This is a genomic window from Bacillus sp. A01H (genome assembly GCF_045277205.1).
GTDB classification, from domain to species: Bacteria; Bacillota; Bacilli; order Bacillales; family Bacillaceae_G; genus Bacillus_A; species Bacillus_A paranthracis.
In genome coordinates, this window is record NZ_CP117702.1 from 1,593,975 (window position 1) to 1,608,776 (window position 14,802).

Annotated in this window: 17 protein-coding genes; 16 read left to right on the top strand and 1 reads right to left on the bottom strand. The window is 35.0% G+C overall.

Features of this window, described 5'->3' with window-relative positions:
* The first annotated feature begins 140 nt into the window (after nucleotides 1-140).
* The 12 genes from PSR14_RS08495 (at nucleotide 141) to PSR14_RS08550 (ending at nucleotide 10,052) form a co-directional block, all read left to right on the top strand.
* Entirely contained in the window at nucleotides 141-1,202 is a 1,062-nt protein-coding gene (locus PSR14_RS08495; protein ID WP_073541930.1) for a helix-turn-helix domain-containing protein, read from the top strand.
* On the top strand, nucleotides 1,192-2,721 hold the full coding sequence (locus tag PSR14_RS08500; protein ID WP_000762996.1) for an ATP-dependent DNA helicase RecQ: 1,530 nt from the start codon (nucleotides 1,192-1,194) through the stop codon (nucleotides 2,719-2,721). The genes PSR14_RS08495 and PSR14_RS08500 overlap by 11 nt, the downstream gene beginning before the upstream one ends.
* Entirely contained in the window at nucleotides 2,721-3,284 is a 564-nt protein-coding gene (locus PSR14_RS08505) for a CPBP family intramembrane glutamic endopeptidase (protein WP_001025765.1), read from the top strand. Before PSR14_RS08500 ends, PSR14_RS08505 begins: the two co-directional genes overlap by 1 nt.
* A gap of 22 nt (nucleotides 3,285-3,306) precedes the next feature.
* Nucleotides 3,307-3,786 carry a LysM peptidoglycan-binding domain-containing protein gene (locus PSR14_RS08510; protein WP_001254346.1) on the top strand — a complete coding sequence of 160 codons (480 nt, stop codon included), beginning with the start codon at nucleotides 3,307-3,309 and terminating at the stop codon, nucleotides 3,784-3,786.
* Between the two features lie 57 nt (nucleotides 3,787-3,843).
* Nucleotides 3,844-4,620, top strand: coding sequence for a metallophosphoesterase (locus PSR14_RS08515; RefSeq protein WP_000637818.1), 777 nt, complete (start codon nucleotides 3,844-3,846; stop codon nucleotides 4,618-4,620).
* Entirely contained in the window at nucleotides 4,620-5,495 is an 876-nt protein-coding gene (locus PSR14_RS08520) for a MerR family transcriptional regulator (protein ID WP_001142636.1), read from the top strand. Before PSR14_RS08515 ends, PSR14_RS08520 begins: the two co-directional genes overlap by 1 nt.
* A gap of 77 nt (nucleotides 5,496-5,572) precedes the next feature.
* The gene (locus tag PSR14_RS08525) at nucleotides 5,573-6,181 is read left to right on the top strand and encodes a genetic competence negative regulator (protein WP_001235392.1); all 609 of its coding nucleotides are present in this window, start codon (nucleotides 5,573-5,575) and stop codon (nucleotides 6,179-6,181) included.
* A gap of 267 nt (nucleotides 6,182-6,448) precedes the next feature.
* The gene (gene gudB / locus PSR14_RS08530) at nucleotides 6,449-7,735 is read left to right on the top strand and encodes an NAD-specific glutamate dehydrogenase (protein ID WP_000225176.1); all 1,287 of its coding nucleotides are present in this window, start codon (nucleotides 6,449-6,451) and stop codon (nucleotides 7,733-7,735) included.
* A 78-nt stretch (nucleotides 7,736-7,813) separates the two neighbouring features.
* Nucleotides 7,814-8,023, top strand: coding sequence for a hypothetical protein (locus PSR14_RS08535; protein WP_061536311.1), 210 nt, complete (start codon nucleotides 7,814-7,816; stop codon nucleotides 8,021-8,023).
* A gap of 92 nt (nucleotides 8,024-8,115) precedes the next feature.
* The gene (locus PSR14_RS08540) at nucleotides 8,116-8,352 is read left to right on the top strand and encodes a DUF3961 domain-containing protein (RefSeq protein WP_001983018.1); all 237 of its coding nucleotides are present in this window, start codon (nucleotides 8,116-8,118) and stop codon (nucleotides 8,350-8,352) included.
* Between the two features lie 79 nt (nucleotides 8,353-8,431).
* Entirely contained in the window at nucleotides 8,432-8,962 is a 531-nt protein-coding gene (locus tag PSR14_RS08545) for an N-acetylmuramoyl-L-alanine amidase family protein (RefSeq protein ID WP_001240643.1), read from the top strand.
* A gap of 109 nt (nucleotides 8,963-9,071) precedes the next feature.
* Nucleotides 9,072-10,052, top strand: coding sequence for a YpdA family putative bacillithiol disulfide reductase (locus PSR14_RS08550; protein WP_001168493.1), 981 nt, complete (start codon nucleotides 9,072-9,074; stop codon nucleotides 10,050-10,052).
* Between the two features lie 37 nt (nucleotides 10,053-10,089).
* On the opposite strand, the gene ansA is transcribed toward PSR14_RS08550, so the two are convergent.
* Nucleotides 10,090-11,064 carry an asparaginase gene (gene ansA, locus PSR14_RS08555; RefSeq protein ID WP_000822020.1) on the bottom strand — a complete coding sequence of 325 codons (975 nt, stop codon included), beginning with the start codon at nucleotides 11,062-11,064 and terminating at the stop codon, nucleotides 10,090-10,092.
* A 180-nt stretch (nucleotides 11,065-11,244) separates the two neighbouring features.
* Between ansA and PSR14_RS08560 the strand changes: the two genes are divergently transcribed.
* The 4 genes from PSR14_RS08560 (at nucleotide 11,245) to PSR14_RS08575 (ending at nucleotide 14,768) form a co-directional block, all read left to right on the top strand.
* Nucleotides 11,245-11,418 (top strand): YpfB family protein, encoded by a 174-nt coding sequence (locus tag PSR14_RS08560; protein ID WP_000738061.1) that lies wholly within the window; start codon nucleotides 11,245-11,247, stop codon nucleotides 11,416-11,418.
* Nucleotides 11,419-11,546: 128 nt separating this feature from the next.
* On the top strand, nucleotides 11,547-12,224 hold the full coding sequence (cmk, locus tag PSR14_RS08565; protein WP_000361264.1) for a (d)CMP kinase: 678 nt from the start codon (nucleotides 11,547-11,549) through the stop codon (nucleotides 12,222-12,224).
* Nucleotides 12,225-12,557: 333 nt separating this feature from the next.
* Entirely contained in the window at nucleotides 12,558-13,706 is a 1,149-nt protein-coding gene (gene rpsA / locus PSR14_RS08570; RefSeq protein ID WP_000229577.1) for a 30S ribosomal protein S1, read from the top strand.
* Nucleotides 13,707-13,718: 12 nt separating this feature from the next.
* Nucleotides 13,719-14,768, top strand: a complete 1,050-nt coding sequence (locus PSR14_RS08575; protein WP_000251042.1) for a type 2 isopentenyl-diphosphate Delta-isomerase — start codon at nucleotides 13,719-13,721, stop codon at nucleotides 14,766-14,768.
* The last annotated feature ends 34 nt before the right edge of the window (nucleotides 14,769-14,802 follow it).

Sequence of the window (14,802 nt, forward strand, 5' to 3'; positions counted from 1 at the left end):
CTAATTTCTGCATTATGTCATAAGATTTTCAAAATACGTAAATGTTATTTCGTTTGGTACAATAGAATATATACAAGTACATATTGCCCATATGATAAGTTTAATGAGTAACTAAGTTAGATTGAAAGGTGGAAGCGGTAATGCAACTACAATATACTGTATTGTATTGTTTAAAACAATTGAATGGTGAAAGGACCGTTTCTTCTATTTATTATTTATTAAAGGGAAAACGTTCTTCGCAAACGTTACAAGATGGAAATATGTTCCGAATTTCTTTTTTGTTTGGAATATATAAATCGCTAAATAGAGCTGAATATGATCGTGAAGTTGCAAAGTTGTTGCAAGCAGATTTGATTCAAGAAATACATGAAAATACATATTTGTTAACACCTAAAGGTAAAATGCAGTTACATACATGGGAGGAAGGGTATGCTTTTCCAGCGCATTTACATGGTTTGCACTATGGTGAATTAGGTGAAACATTTTGGAAAAGATTATCTTTAATTATTCAAACTATATCTAATTTACAACAGAATAATACGAAGTTTATTCCTATTCAACAAGATACAGAAATAATGGTTTGGGTGAAACGCTTTTTAACAGGTATGCCGTATAGGCGTAGTGAATTGGCAAAAAGATTATGGAAAGAAATATATACTCTTTTAAGGAAATGTGATGTGGTAGAAGCAACGATTGTAACATATAGATTAACAGGATATGAACGTATCGGTTGTACATTGCAGCAGTTAGCAGAAATTACGAAACGAGATGTTTTCAGGGTGTACTTTTTATTTTGGGGTACAATTCATTTCCTTATACAAGAAGTTCGCGATTATGAAAATGAATTTCCGTTATTAGCTGAAATTATTTCTTATCCAAATGAGAGAGCTGAATTATTTAGTTTATCAACAAAAAAAACATATAATTTTTGGAGGCAAGGGCGCTCATTAGAAGAAATAGCGACAATTAGAAATCTAAAGGTTGCAACGATAGAAGATCATTTTGTTGAAATTGCTTTGCGAGAAAGAGATTTTTCAATCGAGATGTTTATGGAAAAAGACAAAATAGATAAAGTAACAGAAGTAATTGATGCATTACAAACACGTAAGCTGCGTGAGTTGAAACAAGCGGTTGGAGAGGATATCTCTTATTTTGAAGTTCGTCTTGTATTGGCGCGGATGGGGGGTATAAATGAAACTTGAGGAATATTTATATAGGTGGTTTGGATATTCTGAATTTCGTCCAGGTCAAAAAGGGGTAATTACAGATTTATTGGAAGGAAAAGATGTTATAGCGATGCTTCCGACCGGAAGAGGGAAGTCTATGTGCTATCAACTTCCAGGGCTCATGCAAGAAGGGACAGTACTTGTTGTATCACCATTATTATCTTTGATGGAAGATCAGGTTACACAATTAAAATATGTTGTGAAAAACCGAGTGATAGCATTTAATAGTTTTCGGACATTACAGGAAAAAAGAGAAGCGATGAAAAGATTAGCTTCTTATAAATTTATTTTTGTATCACCAGAGATGTTGCAGTCGGAATTGTTAATAAGAGAATTGAAGAAAGTTCATATTTCATTATTTGTTGTGGATGAAGCTCATTGTATTTCGCAATGGGGTTATGATTTTAGACCAGATTATAAAAAACTAAATGTAGTTATTAAGAATATCGGGTCTCCTACAGTGCTAGCATTAACTGCAACAGCGACGAAAGATGTACTCCGAGATATAGCAGAGAGTTTGAATTTGGAGAATGTGACGCAGCATGTATACTCTATTGATCGTCCAAATATAGCAATGGAAGTACAATTTGTAGAGACGATAGAAGAGAAGAAAGAGGCGCTTTTGGACCAGGTGATGTATTTACAAGGGCCGGGGATTGTATATTGTTCAAGCAGAGCGTGGACAGAACGTTTAACGGAATATTTAAGAGGAAAAGGCGTTACTGGTGTCGCTTTCTATCATGGTGGTATGGAACATGAAGAGCGTATGTTAATTCAACAGCAGTTTATGAATGACCAATTACAGCTTGTAATATGTACAAGTGCTTTTGGTATGGGAGTAAATAAATCAAACACGAGATATATTATTCATTTTCACTATCCGACTAATATAGCTTCTTATTTACAAGAAATCGGAAGAGCTGGAAGAGATGGTGAACCAAGTATAGCTATTTTACTATGTAGTCCGTTAGATCACGATTTACCAATTTCAATAATTGAAGATGAATTGCCAAGCCAGTCACAAATACAATTTTTATTTTCTTTACTACAGGAAAGAATGTTTCAAACGAAAGAATTACCAATAGAAGAGGTAGAAGAAATTTGTTATAATGCAGCAAGATTTAATGAACAATATTGGCGTTTCATCCGCTATCATCTTGAACAGCTTGGAATCATACAACAACGAAAACTAATATTAGAGAGCTTGTCAGATGAAATTATGAACAGATTAATAGCTGAAGTAGAAATAAGGTTACGTAATAAATATAGTGAGCTAGAAAATATGAAATCATGGATACAAGTGAAAGAATGTAGACGGGAATATTTGCTGCGACAGTTCGGTTACAGAAAAGAGGGCGAGTTAAAGAATTGCTGCGACTATTGTCATATTACAAAAACAGATTATAAAAAAAGACAAGCGCAACAATCGGATTTCGACTATAATTGGGAAACAGAGTTACAAAAGCTTTTCGGTCTAGAAAAGATGGGGGAATGATGAACATTCAAAGGCATAATATTGAAGATATGAGTCCGAAAGAAATAAGGCTGAATCTGTATATCACACAGTTCATTATTATCGGTATCGGTTGTTTACTAGCATATATACTATTCCGAGATATAAAATCGGTGTATAGTCTGTGGAAATGGGAACCGGTGTCTATACTTATAATAGGTGGCTTGTTAGCGATTGGTATTGTGTTATTAGATTATGTTGCAATGCGAGTATTTCCAGAGTCTTGGTTTGATGATGGTGGTATTAATGATAGGATGTTTCAAGGGATGTCAGTTATGCATCTACTCGTTATTACGTTCATTATCGGCTTTGCAGAAGAATTTTTATTTAGAGGTGTAGTGCAGACGCACTTTGGAATTGTAATAGCGAGTTTTGTATTTGCAGTGTTACATATTCGGTATATAAAAAAGCCATTTTTGTTTTGTTTCGTCTGTTTCATTAGTTTTGTCTTTGGTTACGTATTTGAATGGACAGGAAATTTGTTTATAACAATCTTTGCACACTTTCTTGTTGATTTTATAATGGGACTCCAATTAAGAAAATAAATGGAAGGTGGTGGTGAACAACATGAGAAGACGAATTCCTGATTTTGAAGAGGAATTAGAAGTTGAGCGAGTGGAAGAAAAAGAAGGTTTACCGCCGCGTAGTGAAATTCATAGAAATAAAGAAAAAAAACAAAAGTTTAAAATGAATCATATTTTCGTTCGAGTTTTAACATTTCTATTCATATTACTACCAATTAGCATCTTATGGTATACAGATAAATATATTCAGGTGAAAAGTGATAGTAATAACGCTGGAAAAAGTGCATTTGAGGTTATTTTTTTTGATTCAGCTAAATCTGAGTCCGAGGCATCATCTGAGAAAGTCGTCACGCATACGGTGAAAGAGGGAGAAACTTTAGAAAGTATAGCGAAGCAATATTTTTCAGATGAAACTGGGATCGAAGTGATTAAAAAGTATAATGATTTACAAAAAGATGAAGTGAATGTAGGTCAAGAATTAAAAATTCCGATAAAAGATAAGTCCACAAAGCGAAAAAGTTAGTAAAATACTTACTATAAAAACTGAGGATTATCTTTATGAGGAGGGGAGTAAAAATATATGATATGGATTATCTTATTAAGTACTCTCGTTTGTATTGGTATTATAATGCTTCTTGTAATGTATACAGAAGCAATGCGTAATACGGTGCTAGAACATACTTTAATATTTGAAGAATTTCCGAAAAGTTTTCAAAAAGTAAATGTATTTTTTATATCTGATATTCATAGAAGGGTCATTTCGAATTCGTTAATTGAACAAGTAAAAGGAAGAGTTGATCTTGTAATTATTGGTGGTGATTTAGCGGAAAAAGGTGTCCCTTTATCGAAAATCTCTGCAAATATACAAAAGCTAAGAGCAATAGCTCCTGTATATTTTGTATGGGGAAATAATGATTATGAAATTGAATATCATGAATTAGATGCTTTGTTATTAGAAAATAATGTAAAAGTTTTAGATAATACAAGAGTTGTATTTGAGTCTGAATTAGGAGAGAAAATTTGTTTGCTCGGTGTAGATGATGTTGGTTTGGAACGTGATCGTTTAGATTTAGCGTTGGCTGATTGTAAAGAAGATGGTTTTCGCATATTAATTAGCCACAACCCTGATATAATAAATAAAATGTCTGGAAAAGAACAAATTTCACTTGTGCTAAGTGGACATACACATGGAGGGCAGATTCGATTATTCCCATCTAAAAAATATTTAAAAGGTGGCGTATATAAGCATTCAAATATAACTCTTTTTGTTAGTAATGGGTATGGAACAACGTTGATTCCACTTCGCTTCCGAGCACCTGCTCAAACACATATTATTACGTTATGCGGAGGGAAATGATGCCAACTCTAAACGGAAAATATAACATAAAAGCTGTTTCAAAAATAATTGGAGTTCAACCAAGTACGCTTCGTGCATGGGAAAGAAGATATCAAATGATTGCCCCAAAGCGGAATCATGCGGGGCATCGATTATATACAGAAGAGCATATTCAAATTTTGAAATGGTTAATGGACAAGGTTTCTTCCGGCATGATGATTGGACAAGCAGTTCAATTATTAGAAGGGAATCGTTTGCAGAATAGTGTTCAAAATGAAATACATTACGATAGAGAAGTTGTTTTAGTGGACGATTTACTACAAGCTTTGTTAAAATTTGATGAAATTACAACTTCTGCATTGTTAAACGAGGCCTTTAGTATTTATGCAACAGAAAAAGTTATCGCAAGTATTGTTCTTCAAGTGTCAAATAAATTGTTAACGTTAAAAAATAATAATGAAGTTACAATGGTGCAATTCCAATATGTCGTATCATTTTTACAAACGCGTCTAGGGATGGTATATCATAATGCATCATCGTTTTCTTCTATACACAAAGTTGTTGTGTTAGAAAGTAATATGTTGAAAGGGTTTGTTTTCTCAACGTATTTACGATTAAAAGGATATGAGGTGATATATATTAGGGCAAGCTTAGCGGAAGATAGTATTACGTTAGCTGTTGAGCAAATAAGACCTAAATATGTAGTAATCTCTTTTGATGACGGACGAGAACTGAAGAACGCAACGAGCTACTTGAATTTGTTGCAAGAAAAAAGTGAAAACCTTTCTGTTGGGGTTATAGGAGAAATAGGTGCTGGAGATCAGTTGAACATTCAAACAAGCCTAATTGGTGACACGAAAGAAGAATGGGATGATTGGTTAAAAATGTTAGAATAGTTGTTCGAAAAGAACCATCTATTTTCTATTTCATATAATAAAAATTATATTCATTGGTTGCGTAGGGAGGGTATGAGATGAGGCTGGAACGATTAAATTACAATAAGATAAAAATTTTCTTAACATTTGATGATTTATCTGAACGAGGATTAACGAAAGAAGATTTGTGGAGAAATGCACCGAAAGTACAGCAATTATTTCGTGATATGATGCAAGAAGCAAATAAAGAATTGGGATTTGAAGCGGATGGCCCGATTGCAGTTGAAGTATTTTCTCTACAAGCGCAAGGAATGGTCGTAATTGTAACGAAAGAACATCAAGAAGCGGATACAGATGATGAGTTCCGTGACGAGTTTATTGAAATGCAAGTGACTCTAGATGAAAGCGAGCATATCCTTTATGAGTTTGCTACACTAGATGACGTAATTAACCTGTCGAATCGTTTATATAACCTTGATGTAACTGGCGGAAAATTATATACGTGGGATGGGCGTTTCTATCTTTGGATGGAAGAAGAGGAGCAAATACAATTACTGAAGGCAGATTTTATAGCTATTTTAGCGGAATATGGTAATCCGTCTACAGCAACTATTTATCGTCTAATGGAGTATGGTAAAGAATTAATGGCTTCTCAAGCAATTGAACAAATACACAATTACTTTGTGAAAAAACAAAACCTTAGCTAATGTAACATAGCTAAGGTTTTGTTTTTTACCTTACTTAAATGTATTTTTTCAAAGTACTGTACATGAATAAAATAAAAAATATTTAAATATTTAAGTATTTTACTTTTCTAAAAGCGATAAAAGGACTATAATGATAGTGAAAACGCTTGCAAAAGAAAATACTTTGTATATATTTGTTAGCGTTTTCTATTGCATTCCAAATTTAACGGTGTATACTAGGCAATGAAGGTTTACTAAACAAGTGAAATTACAGGGGGTTTACTTACTATGGTAGCCGAAAAGGGAACTCAAACAAAAACACAACAACAAAGGGAACAACATTTTGAACTATTGAATTCAACACAAATTGTTATTAGTGAAGCGTTAGAAAAATTGGGTTATCCAAACGAAGTATATGAATTATTAAAAGAACCAGTTCGTATGATGACAGTGAAAATACCAGTTCGTATGGATGACGGGACTGTTAAAATATTTACAGGATATCGTGCACAACATAATGATGCTGTTGGTCCAACGAAAGGTGGAATTCGCTTCCATCCGAATGTAACAGAAAATGAAGTGAAAGCACTTTCAATTTGGATGAGTTTAAAATGTGGTATTGTTGATTTACCATATGGCGGAGGTAAAGGTGGAATTATCTGTGACCCGCGTGAAATGTCATTCCGTGAGTTAGAAAGATTAAGCCGCGGTTATGTACGAGCAATTAGCCAAATCGTAGGACCGACGAAAGATATTCCAGCTCCAGATGTATTCACAAACTCTCAAATTATGGCATGGATGATGGATGAGTATAGCCGTATTGACGAATTTAATTCACCAGGATTTATTACAGGTAAGCCACTTGTATTAGGTGGATCACATGGACGTGAAACAGCAACAGCGAAAGGTGTTACAATTTGTATTCGCGAAGCTGCAAAAAAACGCGACATTGATATTAAAGGTGCACGCGTTGTTGTTCAAGGATTCGGTAATGCTGGTAGCTTCTTAGCTAAATTTATGCATGATGCAGGTGCGAAAGTTATTGCGATCTCAGATGCTTACGGCGCATTACATGATCCAAACGGATTAGATATTGATTATTTATTAGACCGTCGTGATAGCTTCGGTACAGTAACAAAACTATTTAATAATACAATTTCAAACAAAGAATTGTTAGAACTTGATTGCGACATTTTAGTTCCAGCTGCAATTGAGAACCAAATTACAGAAGAAAATGCTAATGATATTAAAGCAAAAATCGTTGTTGAAGCTGCAAATGGTCCAACAACATTAGAAGCAACTAAAATTTTAACAGATCGCGGAATTTTACTTGTTCCAGACGTATTAGCGAGTGCTGGTGGGGTAACAGTATCTTACTTTGAGTGGGTACAAAATAACCAAGGTTACTACTGGACTGAAGAAGAAGTAGAACAACGTTTAGAAAAAGTAATGGTAAGATCATTTGATTCTATTTATGAAACAGCACAAGTTCGTAAAGTGAATATGCGCTTAGCAGCGTATATGGTCGGTGTTCGTAAAATGGCTGAAGCAAGTCGCTTCAGAGGTTGGGTATAATATTATATTGTGAGAAAACGTGATTCCTTTCGAGGGAATCACGTTTTTTTGTTGAAGTATTAGAGTGAAGTGTTGTAAATGGGAAATGAAATGATGGAACGGGTAGAACAATTAGAAGAAAAGGTTAAGAGGTTAGAGGGAGAACTTGCAAGAACGACGAAAGTCAAAAAGACAAGTATTGTTCGGGTGTTCGGGGAAGGGCTACTGTTTTTAATATTTGGTGCGGTTGTAGTAGGGCCAATTATCGCCTTTGTAATCACGATTCTTACTGGATTTGCTGAAAAATAAAATAAAAACGAAAAGAACGCTTGTTCTACGCGAACAAACGTGCTATACTCTCCTTAGATAAACAAAACGGAAATGATTTTAAGGAGAGATAAATGATGAAAATGACAGTAGACCAAAGATTTATGATGCCAGCGGATGTTGTAGAACGAGTGGAAGTATTAAGAAACAAACAAAGTAAGCGCGGCACATTATTACAATCAGTAAATAAATTTTTCGGTTTAGATACGAAAGAAGATTGTGTTTGGTTTTACGGTTTTTATGGAGTTGCTGTAAGTATTTTATTATTTATGGTGTTCACATCAAATATTTTCGATTTTCTCTTCGCGTAAGAAATATGCTATAAGGACATTGCTACTGAATACATATATAAAGAAGTAAGGTAATCTTCTGAAGCGGGAGTTGGTAGTAATGGCGATGTTTCCTATAGAGCGTAACTATATTGGATATGGAAGTTCACGGCCGGGAATTCCTCTTTCTAAAGTAAGGTTTATTGTAAGCCATGATACGGGGAATCCTGGTAGCAATGCGATTGGGAATCGGGATTATTTTAATGAAATACAACCGAAAGCTTCGGCACATACATTTATAGATGACAAAACAATACTAGAAATTATTCCTATAAATGAAGTTGCTTATCATGTTCGATATGGTGTGCCGACAGATAATGACTTATATGGGTATGATGCCAATAAGGCTGCCATTGGAGTGGAGCTTTGTTATGGCGGTGATGTTAATTTTTGGGAAGCATATACACGTTTTACGTGGTATCATGCGTATTTATGTCAAAACTTCGGCTTGAATCCGAAAAAAGATATCGTATCACATAAAACACTTGATCCAGCCAGAAAGATTGATCCTGAAAATGTTTTAGGGAAACAAGGTATTAAATTTCAGCAGTTTTTAGCAGATGTCTATCGGATGTACGTTTCGTTTAGATGACAAATATATGAAAAATGAATACAATAAAGATAGGTGCCTACTGCTGTAAGTAGGTTTTTTCTTGTTTTTATAAATAGTGTATTGGTAGAAGACTAGGAGTGAACCGAGTATGCAGAAAGAAACAGCTATCATAATTGGAGGCGGTCCGTGCGGATTAGCAGCAGCAATTTCGTTGCAAAAGGTAGGGATAAATCCGTTAGTAATTGAAAAAGGAAACATTGTAAATGCGATTTATAATTATCCAACCCATCAAACATTTTTCTCTTCTAGTGAAAAATTAGAAATTGGTGATGTAGCTTTTATTACAGAAAATCGTAAGCCTGTTCGAAATCAAGCGCTTGCGTATTATCGTGAAGTAGTAAAGCGTAAATCTGTACGTGTAAATGCTTTTGAACGAGTAGAGAAAGTTCAAAAAGATGGAGAAGTTTTTCAGGTTGAAACGACAAAGCGTGACGGAAGTAAAGAAATGTATATAGCGAAATATATTGTTGTAGCAACTGGATATTATGACAATCCAAATTATATGAACGTTCCAGGTGAGGAATTGAAGAAGGTAGCTCACTATTTTAAAGAAGGACATCCTTATTTTGATCGAGATGTAGTAGTTATAGGTGGGAAAAACTCGAGTGTAGATGCCGCGTTAGAGCTTGTGAAAGCTGGTGCGCGTGTAACGGTACTATATCGCGGAAGTGAGTATTCACCAAGCATAAAGCCTTGGATTTTGCCAGAGTTTGAGGCGTTAGTTCGAAATGGTACAATTCACATGCATTTCGGGGCTCATGTGAAAGAAATTACTGAACATACATTAACGTATACAGTTGATGGCGAAGCATATACAATCCAAAATGATTTTGTATTTGCGATGACTGGTTACCATCCTGATCATAGTTTCTTAACAAAGATGGGTGTTCGGATTGATGAAGCGACAGGACGTCCAATTTATGCAGAGGATACGATGGAAACGAACGCTGCAAATATTTTCATTGCAGGTGTAATTGCTGCTGGAAATAATGCAAATGAAATATTTATTGAGAACGGTCGATTTCATGGGGATGCGATTGCGCAAACCATTGCAACAAGAGAAATATAAAAAGAAGCTGTCGGAATAAACTTCGACAGCTTCTTTTTTAATCGTGCATAAACATGTTTTGGATTGCTTCATGAGAAGTTGTATTCTCTAATGCAACTAATAATTTAATACGTGCTTTTTGAGCGTTTAAACCGTATGTGAATACAATACCCATATCTTTTAATTGTTTGCCGCCACCTTCATATGAATATACATCTTGAACGATCCCATTGAAACAGCGAGAAACTAATACGACAGGAATTCCTTTATTTATTAGCCGTTCTAGACTAGGAAGTGTTCTTGGAGGTAAATTACCTTGTCCAAGCGCTTCAATAACAATCCCGTCTACTGGAAGATTTTCAATTGCTGCTAACAATGTATCGTCCATACCAGCGTACGCTTTTAGAACGACTACATTTTTAGAAACCTTATTTACTGAATATGTTTCGTGATGTACTAAAGCATGGTGGAATACAACACCACGTTTTGTTACCATACCGATTGGTCCATACTGTGGACTTTGGAATGTTGCTACATTACTTGTATGTGTTTTCGTTACGTTTGTAGCGCAATGAATTTCGTCGTTTAATACGACTAAAACGCCTTTTTCGGCAGCTTCACTACTGCTAGCGACTTTTACAGCTGATAAGAAGTTATATAGACCATCAGCACCTAATTCATTGCTAGAGCGCATTGCGCCTGTTACAACGATCGGAATAGTTGCTTGTACTGTTAAATCTAAGAAATAGGCCGTTTCTTCTAATGTATCCGTACCATGCGTAATGACTACGCCATGAATGTTGTCTTGTTTTACTCTTTCATCAATGATGACTTGTAATTGTAACATTTCGCTCGGTGTCATATGAGGAGATGGTAGATGAAACACATCTTCAACGATTAAATCAACATCGCCTTCTAAATCAGGAATGAATTTTAAAAGAGGATTTTTTTCACCTGGTTGTACGACCCCAGTTTCTTTATCTTCCTCCATTGCAATTGTTCCACCTGTGTGTAAAACTAGGATTCTTTTCAATGCTTATACCCCTTTCAAGTAAAAAAATACATTTAGAACATAACATGTTTTGAGTAAATTCGACAATGGAAATGTATAAAAGTATGCCTCGAAAATGACAATAAAATGAAATGCTATATGTACGATGTATAAAATTACGAAACGAAATGTGCAAATACAGTATAGGAGGGAGCCATTACGTTGAAAAAGATGGAGAGAATGCTTATTCGTATATTAATAATACAATTCATTTGTCTTTCTGTTGTGCAATTGTTATTTATACATAAGTCATCAGTGAAATATTTATCTAAAATTGTTTATTATGAAGGTGTCATGGTAAAAAACAAAGCAGAAATCTTACAGGTGAATAGGTAGTTTTCATTTTCTTCTATGAAGGATTATGCTACAATAATTGAGGATTTAATGACGTGAAGCAAATGAGAAGAAGCAGGAGAATACCTGCTTTTCGTTTTGTTTTATAAGTGAAAAAATGAGGTGTTACAATGGATAAACGAATTTCAATTGCTATAGATGGTCCAGCAGCTGCTGGAAAAAGTACAGTTGCGAAAGTTGTAGCGAAGAAGCTTTCTTACGTTTATATTGATACAGGCGCAATGTATCGTACGATTACATACGCAGCCCTTGAGCAAAAAGTGGATATTGAAAATGAAGAGCAGTTAATGGAAGTTGTAAAAAATGTGAAAATCGAGTTTCAGCAAGGAGAAAATACACAACTTGTATTTTTAAATGGACAAGATGTTTCTGAAGTAATTCGTACACCTGAGGTAACGAATCGAGTATCGATTGTGGCGAAACATCGCCTTGTTCGTGAAGAAATGGTACGCCGTCAACAAGAGTTAGCGGAAAAAGGCGGCGTTGTAATGGATGGTCGTGATATTGGTACACATGTGTTACCAGATGCTGAAGTGAAGATCTTTATGCTTGCTTCTGTTGAAGAAAGAGCAGAAAGAAGACATTTAGAAAATATGAATAAAGGTTTCGATTCTAATTTAGAGCAATTAAAAGAAGAAATTGCTCAGCGTGATAAATTAGATTCAGAACGCGAAGTTTCTCCTCTAAAAAAAGCTGATGATGCATTGGAATTAGATACAACTTCTTTATCAATTGAAGAAGTTGTCCAAAAAATTATGGGTATTGTTTCGGGAGTGTTTGCGAAATAAAGAAAGGGGGTAGCCTCTTTCTTTTTTGTTTATATAAAAATGTAAAGGATACGTGAATTGTGAGTCTCTTTCCTTGACAAATGACTGGATTTATAAGAAGTTAGTTAAAGAGGAATAAAACTGTCAGAATATATTCGCTATTATATTTCAAAACATACTTTCTTCAACATGATTTTGCTGTATACTATTTATATAGGTTTAATATATTTTCTAGTGAAATGTATGAAGCTTACGTATGTGATGATAAATTCTTAAACATGCAAATGAAAACAATTGTTTTCATTTCGTATATACATAAAAAATGCTTTGTCAATTCTGTAGGGAGGTATTTCCATGGTAGAGAAAATGAATGAAGAAGTTATGGATTCAAAAGAATTACAAGTTGGTGACGTTGTTACAGGTACTGTAACGAAAGTTGAAGAGAAACAAGTGCTTGTAAATGTTGGATACAAAACAGATGGCGTAATTCCAATTAGTGAATTAGCTAACGTTCATATTGAAAAAGCAAGCGATGTTGTAGAATTAGATCAAACACTAGAATTAAAGGTTATTAAGTTAGAAGAGGATGATCTTGTATTATCTAAACGTGCTGTTGATGCAGAAAAAGCATGGGTAGAATTACAAGAGAAATTTACTTCTGGTCACGTATTTGATGTTACCGTAAAAGATATCGTGAATGGTGGATTAGTTGTGGACCTTGGTGTTCGTGGCTTTATACCAGCTTCACTTGTAGAAGTACATTATGTAGAAGATTTTACTGACTATAAAGGCAAAACATTAGCCGTGAAAATTGTTGAATTGGACCGTGAAAAAAATCGTGTAATCCTTTCGCATAAAGCGGTAGTAGAATTAGAACTAGATTCTAAGAAGAAAGAAGCAATTTCTTCATTAAAAGAAGGCGACGTTGTTGAAGGGACAGTACAACGACTAACGGATTTTGGTGCTTTCGTAAATGTTGGCGGTGTGGACGGTTTAGTTCATATTTCACAAATTTCACACGAACGTGTAGAGCAACCTTCTGAAGTATTAGAGCAAGGTCAAAAGGTAAAAGTAAAGGTATTATCTGTTGATGCTGACACACAACGTATTTCTTTATCAATTAAAGCAGCTCAACCGGGACCTTGGGAAAATGTTGGTGGCGAAGTAAAAGCTGGAGATATTCGTGAAGGAGTAGTAAAACGTCTTGTTACATTCGGTGCATTCGTTGAAATTTTACCGGGCGTTGAAGGTCTTGTGCATGTATCTCAAATTGCAAATCGTCACGTGAAAAATCCAAATGAAGTATTGGAAATGGGACAAGAAGTAAAAGTGAAAGTGCTTGAAGTGCATGTAGCAGAGAAACGTATTTCTTTAAGTATAAAAGAAGCGCTTGAGGAAAATAATGTAACTGAAGATTATAGTCAGTATGAACCGAATGCTGATTCTGCTACTTTCCAATTAAGTGACATTATTGGTGAACAACTGAAAAAATTAAAAAAATAAAGAGGGGTACAAGTGGTAAGGGCAAAACGTAAATTAGATCATATTGAATACGCTCTTTCTACTGGTCAGTCTCGTACGCATGGCTTTCATGATATTGATTTTGTGCATCAAAGCTTGCCAAATTCAAATTATGACACAATAACATGTGAAACAAAAATCGGCGAACTTTCACTAAGTTCGCCGATTTTTATCAATGCGATGACTGGTGGTGGAGGAGAGAAAACGTTACATATTAATGAGCAATTAGCATATGTAGCGAAACGTCATAACCTTGCTATGGCTGTAGGATCGCAAATGGCAGCGTTAAAAGATGAAAGTGAGGCTGCTTCTTATAAGATTATTAGAAAGGTAAATCCAAATGGTATTTTCTTTGCTAATTTAGGTAGTGAGGCAACTGTTGAACAGGCAGAGCGTGCTGTTGATATGGTTGAAGCGAATGCATTGCAAATTCATTTAAATGTCATACAAGAGTTAACGATGCCAGAAGGAGACCGTGACTTTACTGGTGTACTTCAGCGTATTGAGAAAATTGTTTTAAATAGTAAAGTTCCTGTCATTGTAAAAGAAGTTGGATTTGGGATGAGTAAGGAAACAATGCAACAGTTAGCGAGCGTAGGTGTAACGGCAATTGATATTGGCGGACAAGGTGGTACGAATTTTGCTGCTGTTGAAAATGAAAGAAGACAGCGAATGCTTTCTTATTTTAATAACTGGGGCATACAAACAGCTACCTCGATTATTGAAGCAACCTCTACAAATAATAACCTCTCTTTTATTGCATCTGGGGGTATACAAACAGCGCTTGACGTAGCGAAAGCAATCGCATTAGGGGCGAATACAACTGCTTTTGCTGGATACTTTTTACGCATTTTAATGCAAGATGGCATCGAGAAGTTAGTGGATGAAATTGATCTATTACATGCAGACTTGAAATTTATTATGACAGCTCTTGGCGCGAAGACGATAGAAGAGTTACAGTCTGTTCCTCTTGTTGTAAAGGGCGAAACGTATCATTGGTTAACGCAGCGTGGCATTGATACGACGCATTATAGTAGAAGATAAAAAATCGACCGTTTGGTTGATTTTTTTGTTTTCT

Coding starts and splice junctions, on each gene's coding strand:
- PSR14_RS08495 (WP_073541930.1), top strand. CDS start 141: ATGCAACTACAATATACTGTATTGTATTGTTTAAAACAATTGAATGGT.
- PSR14_RS08500 (WP_000762996.1), top strand. CDS start 1,192: ATGAAACTTGAGGAATATTTATATAGGTGGTTTGGATATTCTGAATTT.
- PSR14_RS08505 (WP_001025765.1), top strand. CDS start 2,721: ATGAACATTCAAAGGCATAATATTGAAGATATGAGTCCGAAAGAAATA.
- PSR14_RS08510 (WP_001254346.1), top strand. CDS start 3,307: ATGAGAAGACGAATTCCTGATTTTGAAGAGGAATTAGAAGTTGAGCGA.
- PSR14_RS08515 (WP_000637818.1), top strand. CDS start 3,844: ATGATATGGATTATCTTATTAAGTACTCTCGTTTGTATTGGTATTATA.
- PSR14_RS08520 (WP_001142636.1), top strand. CDS start 4,620: ATGCCAACTCTAAACGGAAAATATAACATAAAAGCTGTTTCAAAAATA.
- PSR14_RS08525 (WP_001235392.1), top strand. CDS start 5,573: ATGAGGCTGGAACGATTAAATTACAATAAGATAAAAATTTTCTTAACA.
- gudB (WP_000225176.1), top strand. CDS start 6,449: ATGGTAGCCGAAAAGGGAACTCAAACAAAAACACAACAACAAAGGGAA.
- PSR14_RS08535 (WP_061536311.1), top strand. CDS start 7,814: ATGGGAAATGAAATGATGGAACGGGTAGAACAATTAGAAGAAAAGGTT.
- PSR14_RS08540 (WP_001983018.1), top strand. CDS start 8,116: ATGATGAAAATGACAGTAGACCAAAGATTTATGATGCCAGCGGATGTT.
- PSR14_RS08545 (WP_001240643.1), top strand. CDS start 8,432: ATGGCGATGTTTCCTATAGAGCGTAACTATATTGGATATGGAAGTTCA.
- PSR14_RS08550 (WP_001168493.1), top strand. CDS start 9,072: ATGCAGAAAGAAACAGCTATCATAATTGGAGGCGGTCCGTGCGGATTA.
- cmk (WP_000361264.1), top strand. CDS start 11,547: ATGGATAAACGAATTTCAATTGCTATAGATGGTCCAGCAGCTGCTGGA.
- rpsA (WP_000229577.1), top strand. CDS start 12,558: ATGGTAGAGAAAATGAATGAAGAAGTTATGGATTCAAAAGAATTACAA.